Source organism: Mycobacterium marinum, assembly GCF_003391395.1.
In the GTDB taxonomy this organism is placed as follows: Bacteria; Actinomycetota; Actinomycetes; order Mycobacteriales; family Mycobacteriaceae; genus Mycobacterium; species Mycobacterium marinum.
Genome location: NZ_CP024190.1, coordinates 4,951,892 through 4,964,695, shown reverse-complemented (window position 1 = coordinate 4,964,695; position 12,804 = coordinate 4,951,892). Strand labels below are relative to the sequence as shown.

General features: G+C 66.8%; 12 protein-coding genes and 1 pseudogene. 4 read left to right on the top strand and 9 right to left on the bottom strand.

Translation table 11 applies throughout. The annotated features are described in order from the left end of the window. Nucleotides 1-33: 33 nt before the first annotated feature. From CCUG20998_RS20785 to tap, 5 genes and pseudogenes are all read right to left on the bottom strand, one after another. Nucleotides 34-331 (bottom strand): annotated as a pseudogene (locus tag CCUG20998_RS20785) (IS3-like element ISAar24 family transposase); the annotation flags it as partial. A gap of 123 nt (nucleotides 332-454) precedes the next feature. Continuing rightward, the gene (locus CCUG20998_RS20780) at nucleotides 455-1,036 is read right to left on the bottom strand and encodes a TetR/AcrR family transcriptional regulator (RefSeq protein WP_020729962.1); all 582 of its coding nucleotides are present in this window, start codon (nucleotides 1,034-1,036) and stop codon (nucleotides 455-457) included. Continuing rightward, nucleotides 1,036-2,277, bottom strand: coding sequence for a cytochrome P450 (locus CCUG20998_RS20775; protein WP_036456186.1), 1,242 nt, complete (start codon nucleotides 2,275-2,277; stop codon nucleotides 1,036-1,038). Before CCUG20998_RS20775 ends, CCUG20998_RS20780 begins: the two co-directional genes overlap by 1 nt. Before the next feature lie 204 nt (nucleotides 2,278-2,481). Then, complete coding sequence (locus CCUG20998_RS20770) at nucleotides 2,482-3,849, bottom strand: FAD-binding oxidoreductase (RefSeq protein ID WP_020729964.1); 1,368 nt, start codon at nucleotides 3,847-3,849, stop codon at nucleotides 2,482-2,484. A 57-nt stretch (nucleotides 3,850-3,906) separates the two neighbouring features. Beyond that, complete coding sequence (tap, locus tag CCUG20998_RS20765; protein WP_012395755.1) at nucleotides 3,907-5,160, bottom strand: multidrug efflux MFS transporter Tap; 1,254 nt, start codon at nucleotides 5,158-5,160, stop codon at nucleotides 3,907-3,909. A 71-nt stretch (nucleotides 5,161-5,231) separates the two neighbouring features. Between tap and CCUG20998_RS20760 the strand changes: the two genes are divergently transcribed. The 3 genes from CCUG20998_RS20760 to CCUG20998_RS20750 are packed head-to-tail and all read left to right on the top strand — an operon-like array spanning nucleotide 5,232 to nucleotide 8,289. Then, nucleotides 5,232-6,059 (top strand): uracil-DNA glycosylase, encoded by an 828-nt coding sequence (locus CCUG20998_RS20760; protein WP_036456188.1) that lies wholly within the window; start codon nucleotides 5,232-5,234, stop codon nucleotides 6,057-6,059. A gap of 12 nt (nucleotides 6,060-6,071) precedes the next feature. After that, a complete protein-coding gene (locus CCUG20998_RS20755) occupies nucleotides 6,072-7,199 on the top strand; it encodes an FAD-binding protein (RefSeq protein WP_020729966.1) in 1,128 nt (375 codons plus the stop codon). A 46-nt stretch (nucleotides 7,200-7,245) separates the two neighbouring features. After that, nucleotides 7,246-8,289: an LLM class flavin-dependent oxidoreductase gene (locus CCUG20998_RS20750; protein ID WP_020729967.1), complete on the top strand. Its 1,044-nt coding sequence runs from the start codon at nucleotides 7,246-7,248 to the stop codon at nucleotides 8,287-8,289. 8 nt (nucleotides 8,290-8,297) lie between these two features. Here CCUG20998_RS20750 and CCUG20998_RS20745 read toward each other — a convergent pair whose 3' ends face one another. Both CCUG20998_RS20745 and CCUG20998_RS20740 read right to left on the bottom strand, forming a co-directional pair. Continuing rightward, entirely contained in the window at nucleotides 8,298-8,750 is a 453-nt protein-coding gene (locus tag CCUG20998_RS20745) for a nitroreductase family deazaflavin-dependent oxidoreductase (RefSeq protein ID WP_012395751.1), read from the bottom strand. A gap of 10 nt (nucleotides 8,751-8,760) precedes the next feature. Continuing rightward, nucleotides 8,761-9,189 (bottom strand): HIT family protein, encoded by a 429-nt coding sequence (locus tag CCUG20998_RS20740; RefSeq protein WP_036456190.1) that lies wholly within the window; start codon nucleotides 9,187-9,189, stop codon nucleotides 8,761-8,763. A 102-nt stretch (nucleotides 9,190-9,291) separates the two neighbouring features. On the opposite strand from CCUG20998_RS20740, the gene CCUG20998_RS20735 reads away from it, so the two are divergent. Beyond that, a complete protein-coding gene (locus CCUG20998_RS20735; RefSeq protein WP_020729969.1) occupies nucleotides 9,292-10,680 on the top strand; it encodes an amidase in 1,389 nt (462 codons plus the stop codon). A gap of 13 nt (nucleotides 10,681-10,693) precedes the next feature. On the opposite strand, the gene CCUG20998_RS20730 is transcribed toward CCUG20998_RS20735, so the two are convergent. Further along, the gene (locus CCUG20998_RS20730; RefSeq protein ID WP_020729970.1) at nucleotides 10,694-11,227 is read right to left on the bottom strand and encodes a hypothetical protein; all 534 of its coding nucleotides are present in this window, start codon (nucleotides 11,225-11,227) and stop codon (nucleotides 10,694-10,696) included. Beyond that, the gene (locus tag CCUG20998_RS20725; RefSeq protein WP_020729971.1) at nucleotides 11,224-12,705 is read right to left on the bottom strand and encodes a serine/threonine-protein kinase; all 1,482 of its coding nucleotides are present in this window, start codon (nucleotides 12,703-12,705) and stop codon (nucleotides 11,224-11,226) included. The genes CCUG20998_RS20730 and CCUG20998_RS20725 overlap by 4 nt, the downstream gene beginning before the upstream one ends. Nucleotides 12,706-12,804: the final 99 nt, after the last annotated feature.

Below are 12,804 nucleotides of genomic sequence, written 5' to 3'. Positions count from 1 at the left end.
AGCGGCCCAGCGCCGCTATCAGGCACTTCCCAGCCATCCCACAGGTCGAGTTTCGTTGCAGCTGAAGGCGTTGAGGACTGCGCAGCAGGACAGCCCTCCTTCTCAGGTGCAGGGTTGGGTGATGTCGTTAACCCACAACTCATTTGGCCGAAGCCGGTGGAACTTGCGGTTGACCAGATCATCGGCGGTGGCCAATCCCTGCAGCCGTTGAGGCGCACCGGGTCAGGCAGGCCGCAGATGCCAGCCTGGGTCATCAGGACCGACACGTGCCACGGAAGGCGACGTGCACTTCGCGGATCAGTCCGATCAGCCACTGGCGGCGCGGCTCTGTTCTCGCCCAAGAGACTTGGCCGACTGTCACCCGATGGACAACTCGGTCCCCGATTCCCTCGTCGGGACGGCCCAGGCGTACGCCGGCCACCGGGGGCATGCCCAGATCATGGGCGTTTGTGGCCTAGCGGCGGGTGGGAAACGGTGTTACAACCGGAGCGACGAATTCCTCGAGCATCGCCCGCTCGTCGGCTTCGTCCTGGCCGGGGAACATCAACAGCGAGACGATCACCCGCACGGTCCAACGAGCCCGGCGCTCCACCGCGGCGGGGGCTTCGGGGCCCAAAGACTGCAGGAATGCGGCGGCCAGTCCCGCGATCACCTCGGATTGTCCGGCCAACTCACCGCCGATCGGTGGTCGGGTGGAGGCGAACCACGCCGCCAGGGCCGGCCGCTGGCGGACCATTCGCAAGGTGGCGGTGATGCTGGTGATCAGCTGATCGCGTGGATCATCGATGTCGCCGATCTGCTGCATGATCTCGTGCCCCAGCCGGAGCGTCTCGCGGTGCACGTAGGCGGTTCTGAGCGCCTCACGACTCTCGAAGTATCGATACAGGGTGGCCCGGGAACAGCCTGCCGCCCTGGCGATTTCGTTCATCCCGATCGAAGCCGGGTCGTGCTCGGTATAGAGCCGCTCGGCGGCGTCGAGTATCCGGTCGGCGGCGACCTCGCTGCGGTGCGCTGCCAGCCAGTCGGTTCGGCCCATCAAGACCTCACTTCAAACGGCAGCGACAGCGGGCGCCGGACGTAGCTGCCGCCGGACCACACGATGCGTGACTCGTCGACCTCGAAGTCCGGGCAGCGCGCCAATAGTTCGGTCAGCGCGACCCGGGACTGCATCCGGGCCGCGGCCGCGCCCAGGCAGTGGTGCGCGCCATGGCTGAACGTCAGGATGTTGCGCGGGCAGCGCCGTACATCGAGTTCGCCGGCATCAGGACCGTATTGGCGCTCATCCCGGTTGGCCGAACCGTAGAGCAGCAGCGCTCGGCGACCGGCGGGGATGGTGACATTCCCGATCGTCACGTCGTGGGTGACGGTGCGGGCCAGGCCCTGCACCGGCGAGGTGAGCCGCAGCAGTTCCTCGACCGCATCGGTGATGAGCTCTGGATTGTCGGTCAGAAGCCGGCGTTGGTCGGGTCGCCGGTGGAGCAGGGGCATGGAGCCGCCGAGCATTCCGGTAACGGTGTCATTGCCGCCGGTGACCATGGTGAATGTGAACGCCAGGATCGACAGCGTGCCCGCGATGTCGCCGTCCGCGCCGACTCCGGCGGCAACCAGGTGAGAAATCGTGTCGTCCTCGGGTTTGGCGCGGCGGCGCTCGATCAGCGAGGTGAAGTAGGCCATCATCGACCCGACCGCATCGCCGACCGTGGCCAACGCGCCCGCGATGCCGCCCTCGGCGGTGTTGGCCGCGACGATGGCCTGGGTCCACCCATCGAACTGTGCCCGGTCCTGTTCGGGTACCCCGAGATAGTGTGCGACCACCATCGACGGCAAGGGCTTGAACAGGTCGGTGACGATGTCGCCGCCCCCCTGGGCGCGCAGCCGCTCGATTCGCTCGACGACGAAATCGCGCACCTTGGGCTCCACCGCTTCGACCTGGCGCGGGGTGAAACCGCGTGACACCAACTTCCGGAACTCGGTATGGGCTGGTGGATCCTGCATGACCATGGGCGGGTTATCTTGCAGCCCAATCATTTCCAGATCGCCATAGTTGACGGTCAAGCCCTGCGCCGAGGAGAAGGTCTGGTGGTCGCGGGCCGCTGCCCACACGTCGGCGTGGCGCGACAGCACGTAGTAGTCCTGGTCGGGCTGGTGGGTCGGGATGACGTGGTGCACCGGATCCTGGTCTCGCAGCGCCCGGTACATCGGCCAGGGATCCGGCCAGGTTGCGGCGGTGGCCAACTGGAACGCAACAGGCGCGCGGTGAGACACATCCACTGACATGTCTTATTGGTACGACAGAGTTGTATAGATGTCAACACCTGCGCATAGCCGGTGTGCATCCTTGGCTTCCACCGTGCAGTCCGGGCGCAACCTGCCCGAGATTCCCGACCTGAGCGCACACTCAAGGCCGTGACGGCACACTCGATGCCGCACCCGTGTCGAGCGCCCGCACCGCGTCGAGCGCCGAGCGGAGAACGCAGAGATCTAGATCCCGCTACCGGGGTTGAGGATGTCCAGGGGGTCCAACGCCTGTTTGATGCGGCGGTTGAGGTCCATCACATCGGGCCCGAGATAGCCTTCCAGCCACGGCCGCTTCAACCGGCCCACGCCGTGTTCGCCCGTGATCGTTCCGCCCAGGCCTACGGCAAGATCCATGATTTCGCCGTAGGCGAGCTGTGCGCGCTCGGCCATGGCGGCGTCGGAGGGGTCGTAGACGAGCAAGGGGTGCGTATTGCCGTCACCCGCATGCGCGATCACCGAGATCATCAGGTCGCGCTCCTGCGCGATCCGGGCGATTCCGGTGACCAGCTTGCCCAGATTGGGTAGCGGCACGCCGACATCTTCGAGCAACAGGGATCCCTTGGCCTCTACCGCCGGGATGCAGAAGCGGCGGGCCGCGACGAACGCCTCACCCTCGTCGGGGTCGGTGGTGGAAAACACTTCTGTTGCACCATGTTCGGCAAATACCGCGGCCATCAGTTCGGCATCGTCGCGGCCGGCCTGTCCGCGCTCGTCGGAGCTGGCCACCAGCATCGCCGCGGCACCGCGATCCAGGTCCATGCGCAGCGTGTCCTCCACCGCGTTGATCGCCACCGAATCCATGAATTCGAGCATCGAGGGACGAATCCGCGCGGAAACACCGAGCACCGCGTCCACCGCGGATTCCACCGACGCGAAGCTGGCCACCACGACGGCGGCCGCGTTTTGCGCGGGAAGCAGGCGCAGCGTCACCTCCGTGATGACGCCCAGGGTGCCCTCGCTGCCGACGAACAGTTTTGTCAGGCTCAGCCCGGCGACATCCTTGAGCCGCGGACCGCCCAACCGCACCGCGGTGCCATCGGCGAGCACGACCTGCATGCCCAGCACGTAGTCAGTGGTGACGCCGTACTTCACACAGCACAATCCGCCCGCATTGGTGGCGATGTTGCCCCCGATGCTGCAGATTTCGAACGACGACGGATCCGGCGGATACCACAGTCCGTGTTCGGCGGCGGCCTTCTTCACCTCGGCGTTGAACAGGCCGGGCTGACAGACCGCGATGCGGGTGACCGGGTCGATCGTGATATCGCGCATCTTCTCGGTGGACAGCACGATTCCGCCGTCCAGGGCGGTGGCCCCGCCCGACAATCCGGAACCGGCTCCGCGGGTCACCACGGCAACGCGGTTCGCGCCGGCCCACCGCAGGATGGTCTGCACTTCTTCGGTGCATCGTGGCCGGACCACGGCCAGCGGCTTGCCCGCCGACGGGTCAAGGGCACGGTCCTGTCGGTAGCCCTCGGTGACGTTGGGATCGGTGACCACCATGCCGTCGGGCAAGCCGGCGATCAGGCTGGCCAGCACATCCGCATTCACGAGGCACTCACGGCCCGATCCTACGGGGCCTGCGGCCCGCGGGGTCAGCGAGCGCGGCTACAGCAGCGATGTCTCGCTGATGTCCTGGGTGGGCGCGTGATCCAATTCGCGCAGCGACGGCAGTCGGATACACATCAGCCCGGTGATGGCGATGGGCAGTGCCAAGGCGAAGAAAGCCACCTTCAGCCCGGCCGCGTCCGCCACCGGACCCGCCAGCAGCAAGCCCAACGGGCCGGCGGCATAAGCCAGCGACGTCATCACGCCGACCACCCGGCCACGGAGATAGTGCGGCGCCCGGGTCTGCATCACGTAGTTGTAGATCGGTTGGATGGGGCCATAGACCACGCCGATCAGTGCGCACAACACCAGGATGACCGGTAACGGGGGCAGCAGCGCGATGCCGGTTGTCGCGGCACCCAGGGTCAGCACCGCGGTCAGCATGATCGTGCGCCGCGACACGTAGTTCGACAGCATCCCGTAGCCCAGCGCGCCGACCAGGCTGCCCAGCGACAGCGCCACCAGGACCGAACCCAGCTGCGCGGGCTGTTGGCGGTCGCTGAAGTACGTCGGGAACAGCACGCTTTCCATCGGCAGATACAGCGCCGTCACGGTGAGGTCGATCAACGCCAGCGCCCGCAACACCCGCAGGTTCCACACAAAACGCAGTCCCTGCGTGACGCCGGAAACCAGCCCGTCGGGTCGTGTCTCGTGGTGCGGTCTGCCCGCTCCCTCGAGCCGCAACGCGCCAATGGCGAGGAGGGACAACCCGAATGCCCCGGCGGTGATCCACATCGTGGTAATCCCGCCGACGGTGGCGATCATCAGGCCGCCGATCCCGGGGCCCACGACAAACGCGAGGTTGAGGATCGCCTCGTAGCTGCTGTTGATTCGATCCAGCGACCACCCCGCACGGGCGGCGGCCTCGGGCAGCATCGACTGCCGGGCGGTGATCCCGGCCGGATCGAAGGTGGCCGAGCAGGCGCCCAGCGCTGCCAGCACCGCGACGCTGACCGCGTCGTCGCCAAACGCCCACGCGATCAACGGAACGATGGCCACGGCCGACCCGGACAGGGCGTCGGAAACCATGGATACCGGCCGGCGTCCGAAGTAATCGACGGCGGTGCCGGCGACCAACGTGGAGAACAGCAGCGGCAGGGTGATCGCTCCGGCCACGATGGACGCCTGCCCCGCGCTGCCTTCGCGCTCGAGCACCAGCCACGGGAACGCGACTATCGAAATGCCATTGCCGGCGCAGGCCGCCAAGGTGGCGAAAAGGATCAGGAATGCCGGGCCTCGGCTGCTGTTTCTCATGGATATCGCGGCTGAATCTAGCGGCGATCCACCATCGGAGCCACCGAATTATCGCGGCGACCGATGGCGCCATGCAGGATGATCGTGTGCTTACCCATCCGAGGACGGGCCAGCCGTTCGGGTCGCCGGTTCGTCCCGGCACCGGCTGGCCGGGGGATCCGGCGTCATCGCAGACCCCGGTCGCGGCCGAGGCGGCGCGTGTCGCCGAACTGGCCGGCCGGGCGGGCTCGATCGCCGAACTCGACGCTGCGATAAGTGTGTGCCGGGCCTGCCCACGACTGGTGACCTGGCGTGAAGAGGTCGCGGTGGCCAAACGGCGCGCCTTCGCCGACCAACCGTATTGGGGACGCCCGGTGCCGGGCTGGGGATCGGAGCGGCCATGGCTGTTGATCGTGGGCCTGGCGCCTGCCGCTCACGGCGCCAACCGGACCGGGCGGATGTTCACCGGTGACCGGTCCGGTGACCAGCTGTACGCGGCGTTGCACCGCGCCGGCCTGGTCAGCCAACCGACCAGCGTCGACGCCGCCGACGGCTTGCGGGCCGAACGGATCCGCATCGTCGCACCGGTGCGCTGCGCACCCCCGGCCAATGCCCCGACGCCGGCCGAACGAATGACCTGCGCGCCCTGGCTCGACGCCGAATGGCGGCTGGTGTCCGACGACGTCCGCGTGATCGTTGCGCTGGGCGGATTTGCGTGGAAGATCGCGCTGGGATTGCCTGGGTCGCTGGGTGCTCCCAGACCCCGCTTCGGCCACGGTGTCGTGGCTGAGCTGGGGTCGGGTGTGCAGTTGCTCGGGTGCTACCACCCGAGCCAACAGAACATGTTCACGGGTAGGTTGACTCCGGCGATGCTCGATGACGTGTTCCGCGATGCCAAGAAACTTGGCGGGATTGGGTAGAAAGTGGTCGGGGTGCAAAAAGTTCTGATTTCCGGAGCCAGCGTGGCTGGCTTGACGACGGCATATTGGCTTGAACAACAAGGCTATTCGGTCACGATCGTGGAGCGCCACCCTGGGCTGCGGCCCGGCGGCCAAGCGATTGACGTCCGAGGCCCGGCGCTGACTGTGCTGGATCGGATGGGGATATTGGACGCCGCCCGGGAGCGAAAGACCGGCATCCGGGGAGCTTCGGTGGTCGACCGGGACGGAAACGAGCTCTCCCAGGATACCGAGTCGACCCCCACCGGCGGTCCCATCGACAGCCCCAACATCGAGCTGCTGCGGGACGATCTCATCGAATTGCTCTACGGCACAATCCAATCGACGACCGAGTTCATCTTCGACGACAGCATTGCCACATTGCAGGATGACGGCGCGGCCGTCGAGGTGACCTTCGTCCGGTCCGGTACCCGCACCTTCGACTTCCTGATCGGAGCCGACGGTCTGCATTCGAATGTGCGCCGCAAGGTTTTCGGCCCGGAGGAGCAGTTCATCAAGCGGCTGGGCACCTACGCGGCGATCTTCACCGTGCCCAACTTCCTGGAATTGGACTACTGGCAGAAGTGGCACTACGGCGACAACACCATGGCCGGGGTCTACAGCGCCCGCGACAACTCCGAGGCTCGCGCGGCGCTGGGCTTCATGGACACCGAGCTGCAGATCGACTACCGCGATACCGAGGCTCAATTCGCAGAGTTGGAACGGCGGATGATCGAGGACGGCTGGGTACGTGCGCAGCTGCTCCACTACATGCGCAGCGCACCGGACTTCTACTTCGATGAAATGGCCCAGATCGTCATGGATAGCTGGTCGAAGGGCAGGGTGGCGCTCGTCGGCGACGCCGCCTATTGCTGCTCGCCGCTGTCGGGCCAAGGGACCAGTGTCGCCGTGTTGGGCGCCTACATCCTGGCCGGTGAGCTGGCCGCCGCCGGAAACGACTACCAGCGCGGTTTCGCGAACTACCATGCCGAATTCAGCGGCTTCGTCGAGCGCAATCAATGGCTGGTCACCGACAACATCCCCGGCGGAGAGCCGATACCCGAGGAAGCGTTCGAACGCATCGTCAACTCGTTGGAGCTCGAGGACTACCGGCAGGGCTGATCGGATCAGTGGGAAGGTTCGGGCTGCCGTAGGCGTTGTGGGCAGCGTGCGTCTTTCCGTTCTCGATCTCGTCCCGGTGCGCACCGATCAGTCGACCCGGGATGCGCTGGCGGCCACCGTGTCGCTGGCACAGACTGCCGAGCGCCTCGGCTTCACGCGCTACTGGGTTGCTGAGCACCACAACATGGCATCGGTGGGCGCTACCAGCCCGCCGGTCCTGATCGCCTACCTGGCCGCGCGGACCACGCACCTGCGCCTGGGATCGGGCGGGGTGATGCTGCCCAACCACGCGCCGCTGGCGGTGGCCGAGCAGTTCGCTCTGCTGGAGGCGGCCGCCCCCGGTCGTATCGATCTGGGCATCGGCCGCGCACCCGGGTCGGACCCGGTCACGTCCTACGCTCTGCGAGGCGGCCGCTCACCGGCGCAACAGGAACGCGACATCGAGAGTTTTCCCGACTACCTCGACGATGTGGTCGCACTGATGAGTGCGCGGGGCGTGCGCGTACCGCTGCAATCCGGTGACTACATCCTCAAGGCCACACCGGCGGCGCTCACCCAGCCGCGACTGTGGTTATTGGGATCATCGATGTATTCGGCGCGGCTGGCCGCGGCAAAGGGGCTGCCCTACGTGTTCGCGCATCACTTCTCCGGCAAGGGCACCGAAGAGGCGCTCGAGCTGTACCGATCCCGCTTCGTCCCCAGTGCGCTGGCCGCCCGGCCGGTGACGTTCCTGACCGTCAATGCCGCGGTGGCCGATACCCGCGAGGAAGCGACCGCATTGATGATGCCCAATCTGCACATGATGGCGCGGCTGCGCACCGGCCAGCCGCTCGGGGCCGTGCAGCTCGTCGAAGAAGCCCAGGACGCCAGGTTGACCCCCGAGCAGCAACGCATCGTGGACAGCGGACTCGAACGGGCCGTCGTCGGCTCACCCGAGGAGGCCGCCGAGCAGGTGCGCGCTCTGGGGCAGCGGTTCGGTGTTGATGAGGTCATGGTCCACCCCGTTGCCTCCGCGCATCGCGGCACCGACCCGGCCACCGCACCGGCGCGGGTGGCGACGTGCGAGCTACTGGCCAAGGAACTGTTCTAGCCGCAGCCCTACGCCGCCGGTGTCAACGCGAAGATGGGGATGGGCCGTGACGTCCGCCGCTGGTAGCTGTCATAGCGGTTGGCGTTGTTCTTGTTGACCAGCTGCCACATCCGCTGGTAGTCCGCATCGTCGGGGGTGACCCGCCGCGCGGTCACCGCGATTCGTTTCGGGCCGACGTTGATTTCACAATCGGGACGCTTACGCAGGTTGTGGTACCAGCCCGGATAGCGCTCGTCACCGCCGTTGGAGGCGACGATCAAATACGAGTCGCCGTCACGCGCATACGTCAGCGACGTGGTGCGCGCCTGGCCGGTCTTGGCGCCGACGGTGTGCAGCAGCAGGCTGGGCGGCACACCCGGGATGCGATGGCCGATTCGGCCGTTGGTCTTGCGGTAGATCGTGTCGTGCAGACGCAGGATGGGGATGCCCACGTATTGCTCGAACGGCGTGAGATTGCTCATGAGGCCAGTCTTACTGACTGGCCTCGATGCGGGCCAGCGCGTCGCGCAGGATTCGGCCGGTGGCTTCCCGATCGTTGTCGCGGCGCAACAGTAGGCCCTTGGCGACCGATAGCTTGTCCCCGTCGCGCCGCGGTAGCACGTGCAGATGGATGTGGAACACCGTCTGGAACGCCGCACTGCCGTCATTGATGCCGATATTGGTTGCATCGGCCAGCTCGGTGGCCCGGGCCGCCTTTGCGATCCGCTGTCCGATGGTGGCCATCTGAGCCAGGGTTTCCGGCGGAGTGTCGGTCAGATCCACGGTGTGTTTCTTGGGCAGCACCAGGGTGTGTCCGCGGGTGAACGGCCGAATGTCCAGGATGGCCAGATAGTTGTCGTCTTCGTAGATCCGGATGGCCGGAGCTTCGCCGGCAGCGATCGCGCAGAACACGCAGGACATGTCGCCACGGTACTGCTCCGGTGGCGGGGGCCGGGGCTGGCCCCGCCGAGCCGGTCGGGGATGGCCGATTCGCCGGTTGGTGCAGCGGGATACGCTGCGGCAGTGGACCCGTCCGATCTTGCCTTCGCTGGAGCGGCCGCCCAGGCCCGAATGCTCGCTGACGGTGAAGTCACCGCGCCCATGCTGCTCGAGGTCTACCTGGAACGGATCGAACGCCTCGACAGCGAGCTGCGGGCCTATCGGGTGGTGCGCTACGACGCCGCGCGCGAGGAGGCCGAGGTCGCCCAACAGCGCCTCGACGCCGGGGAAAGGCTTCCGCTGCTCGGTGTTCCGATCGCGGTCAAAGACGACGTCGACGTCGCCGGTGAGGTGACGACCTACGGCAGCGGTGGGCATGGCGCGCCGGCGGGCTCCGACGCGGAAATGGTGCGGCGGTTGCGGGCAGCGGGTGCGGTCATCATCGGCAAGACCAATGTGCCCGAGCTGATGATGATGCCCTACACCGAGTCGCTGACCTTCGGGGCCACCCGCAATCCGTGGAACCCCGCTCGCACACCTGGGGGAAGCAGCGGGGGCAGCGCCGCCGCGGTCGCCGCGGGCCTGGCGCCGGTGGCCTTCGGATCCGATGGCGGCGGATCAATCCGCATCCCGTCGACCTGGTGTGGTGTGTTCGGTTTGAAGACCCAGCGGGATCGGATCTCGCTAGAGCCCCACGACGGTGCCTGGTACGGATTGAGCGTGAACGGGCCGATAGCGCGTTCGGTGCTCGACGCTGCGCTGCTGCTGGACGCGACGACAACGGTGCCGGGTCCCGACGCCGAGTTTGCCGACGCTGCTCAGCGCGAGCCCGGCCGACTGCGAATTGCCCTGAGCGCAAAGATTCCTACGCCGCTTCCGGTCCGGGTCGGCCAGGCCGAGGTGGCGGCCGTGTATCGGGCCGGTGGGTTGTTGCGTGAGCTGGGCCATGAGGTGATCAACCGCGACCCCGACTATCCGGCCGCCCTCTACGCCAATTACCTGCCCCGCTACCTTCGCGGTATCAGCGACGACGCGGACGCGCTGGCCCACCCGCATCGTCTCGAAGCGCGCACCCGTGCCATCGCGCGGATGGGTTCGTTCTTCTCGGACCGCCGGATGGCGGCCCTGCGAGCCGCCGAGGCCGCGCTGAACAAACGGATCCAGTCGATTTTCGACGACGTCGACGTCGTCATCACTCCCGGCACTGCCAACGGTCCGTCCCGAATCGGCGCCTACCAGCGCCGGGGCGCGGTGTCGACGCTGCTTCTGGTAGCGCAGCGGGTTCCGTATCTGCAGGTCTGGAATCTGACCGGCCAGCCCGCCGCCGTCGTCCCGTGGGACTTCGACGACGACGGCATGCCGATCTCGATACAGCTGGTGGGCAAGCCCTACGACGAGGCGACACTGCTGTCGTTGTCCGCGCAGATCGAAGCCGCCCGACCGTGGGCTGGTCGGCGACCTCCGGTGTCGTGACAGCGGGGTGCGGTTAGGTCGGTTTGAACGAGTCGATCAGCCAGGTGCCCTCCACCTTGGTCAGGCCGACCCGAACGGAGCTGGTAGCCCTTTTCGGCGACGGTTGGTCCCGAGTGGTGGTGGATTGGTCGACGAACGCCAAGATCGAGGCCCGCTGGCTGGTCAGGGACTCGACTCCGGCGCCGCTCACGGTGGCAGTGGTGCTGATGCCCTCGCGCCGGGCCGTGGGGACCACTGTCTGGCCGGTGAATTGCCGGTAATAGGACAGGAATTCGCCGGTCAACAGCCGTTCGGCGGCGCTCGCGACCTCTTCCACGTTCTGAGGTGTGTACGTCAGGATCTTGGCCACATTGGTTTTGGCGACCTTCAGGACGGCTTCTCGGGCCGCGGGTTGGTCGGCGACCAGTGCTGGGCCGGCGACGGGCGGCAACTGCCGGTTCTTGGCCAGCATCTGCCAGCCGCCCAGTGCTGCGGCCATCATCGTCGCGGCGGTGAGCGCGAGGACGACCACCCACCAGGCGGCCCGCGGTGCTCCATGCTGGGTCACGTGACGAACTCCACCCGCGACGCCAGATAGGCGTCGTCGATCTTCTCGATCTGGATTCGCAACCTCCACTGCCGTGGCTCTTGTTGTACGCCGGTACTTTTGGTGATGTTCGAGGTCACCGAGACAACTACGTGGGCGGTGGTGCCGCTGATGGACTCCAGGCCTGCGCCGGTGGCCTTGCCTTGGGTCGCCGAGCCCGCGTCCACTATTGACTGCTTGAATTGGGCGCTCTTGTCGGCAAAATCACTGTGAAATGCTCCGGTCGACCCGTCCAGGATGCGTTGGATGTCGGCATCGATGGTCTGCGGGTTGACGCTCGTTAAGGAGATCGCGAACTGTTTGGCATGGTCGACGTAGGGCTGCCACTGGGGCGCCTCGGCCGGGGCCGCGGTTGTCTGCCGCGGGTCCGGCCGTAACACCTGGGTGACGGCGAACGCGACGGCAGATACCAGCAGCAGGGCCAGAACCACAGGGACCACAATCGTGCTGACTTGGCGCCGTGGCCGCGCCGGTGCCGTCGGGTACCACGGCATCGGTGCGGGGGCGGCTTGGGTGGCGGCGGCGTATTCGGGAGGCACGGAGATGGCGGCGGGCAAGGTGGGATCCAACGGCGAAACCGCCGCGGCCGCGCCCTGGGGTGATGCGACTCGAGATAGCGCTTGCGCGAAGTCGCGGCATCGCCAATAGCGTTCGTTGGGATGTTTGGCCAGGGCGGAGGCGAACACTGGATCCAATGGCGCGAGCTCGGGGCGCCGATCGCTCAACGTCGGTAGCGGTGCGCTCAGATGCTGGCTGATCACCGCGGCCGAATCGGCATGCTGATACGGAGGAGCCCCCGTGAGAAGGTGAAATGCTGTGGCGGCCAACGCATACTGGTCGGCACGGCCGTCGATGTCAGCTCTCCCCAACTGTTCTGGCGCACAGTATGCGGTCATGTCTACCGTCACGTTTGGTGCGGTGATTGCGCTGGTGTCGCCAAGCTGGCCGGCGATCCTGAAGCCCGCTAGCAAGATCCGCCTATCCCCGGCGTTGTCCGGCTCGGTGAGCAAGATGTTGGCGGGTTTGACATCGCGGTGCAGCAAGCCTTGCTGGTGGGCGTAATCGAGTGCTTCGGCTACGGCGGTCACGACGGCGACCACCTCGGCGACGGGCATGCCGGCCGGATACTGGCTGCGGATCAGCGCGGTGGCGTCCGTTCCCTCGATGTAATCCATCGAGATCCACAGCTGGCCGTTGAACTCGCCGTGGCCGTGTACTCCGACGATGTGAGGGTGCAACAGGGTGGCGGCCAGATCCGCTTCGCGCTGGAATCGCTCGCGGAACGCGGTGTCCGCGGATACGTCGGGGGGTAGCACCTTTAGCGCATCACGGCGGGGCAATCGGGGGTGTTGCGCCAGGTATACCTCGCCCATTGCGCCGGAGCCGAGCAATCCCACGATGGTGTATCCGGCAAAAACGGTGCCGGGGGACAACGGCATGATCGGATGCTACCGCCGCCGGCCGGCCCGGGGGGCGGTGTCGCGCCGCGGGGCGGGCATTAGCGCGTCCAGTGGCGTCGCGGCGTTATACGTTGACGT

Excerpts from the sequence above, each read along its gene's own strand:
- CCUG20998_RS20780 (WP_020729962.1), bottom strand. The coding sequence starts at position 1,036 with ATGGGCCGAACCGACTGGCTGGCAGCGCACCGCAGCGAGGTCGCCGCC.
- CCUG20998_RS20775 (WP_036456186.1), bottom strand. The coding sequence starts at position 2,277 with ATGTCAGTGGATGTGTCTCACCGCGCGCCTGTTGCGTTCCAGTTGGCC.
- tap (WP_012395755.1), bottom strand. The coding sequence starts at position 5,160 with ATGAGAAACAGCAGCCGAGGCCCGGCATTCCTGATCCTTTTCGCCACC.
- CCUG20998_RS20760 (WP_036456188.1), top strand. The coding sequence starts at position 5,232 with ATGCAGGATGATCGTGTGCTTACCCATCCGAGGACGGGCCAGCCGTTC.
- CCUG20998_RS20745 (WP_012395751.1), bottom strand. The coding sequence starts at position 8,750 with ATGAGCAATCTCACGCCGTTCGAGCAATACGTGGGCATCCCCATCCTG.
- CCUG20998_RS20740 (WP_036456190.1), bottom strand. The coding sequence starts at position 9,189 with ATGTCCTGCGTGTTCTGCGCGATCGCTGCCGGCGAAGCTCCGGCCATC.
- CCUG20998_RS20725 (WP_020729971.1), bottom strand. The coding sequence starts at position 12,705 with ATGCCGTTGTCCCCCGGCACCGTTTTTGCCGGATACACCATCGTGGGA.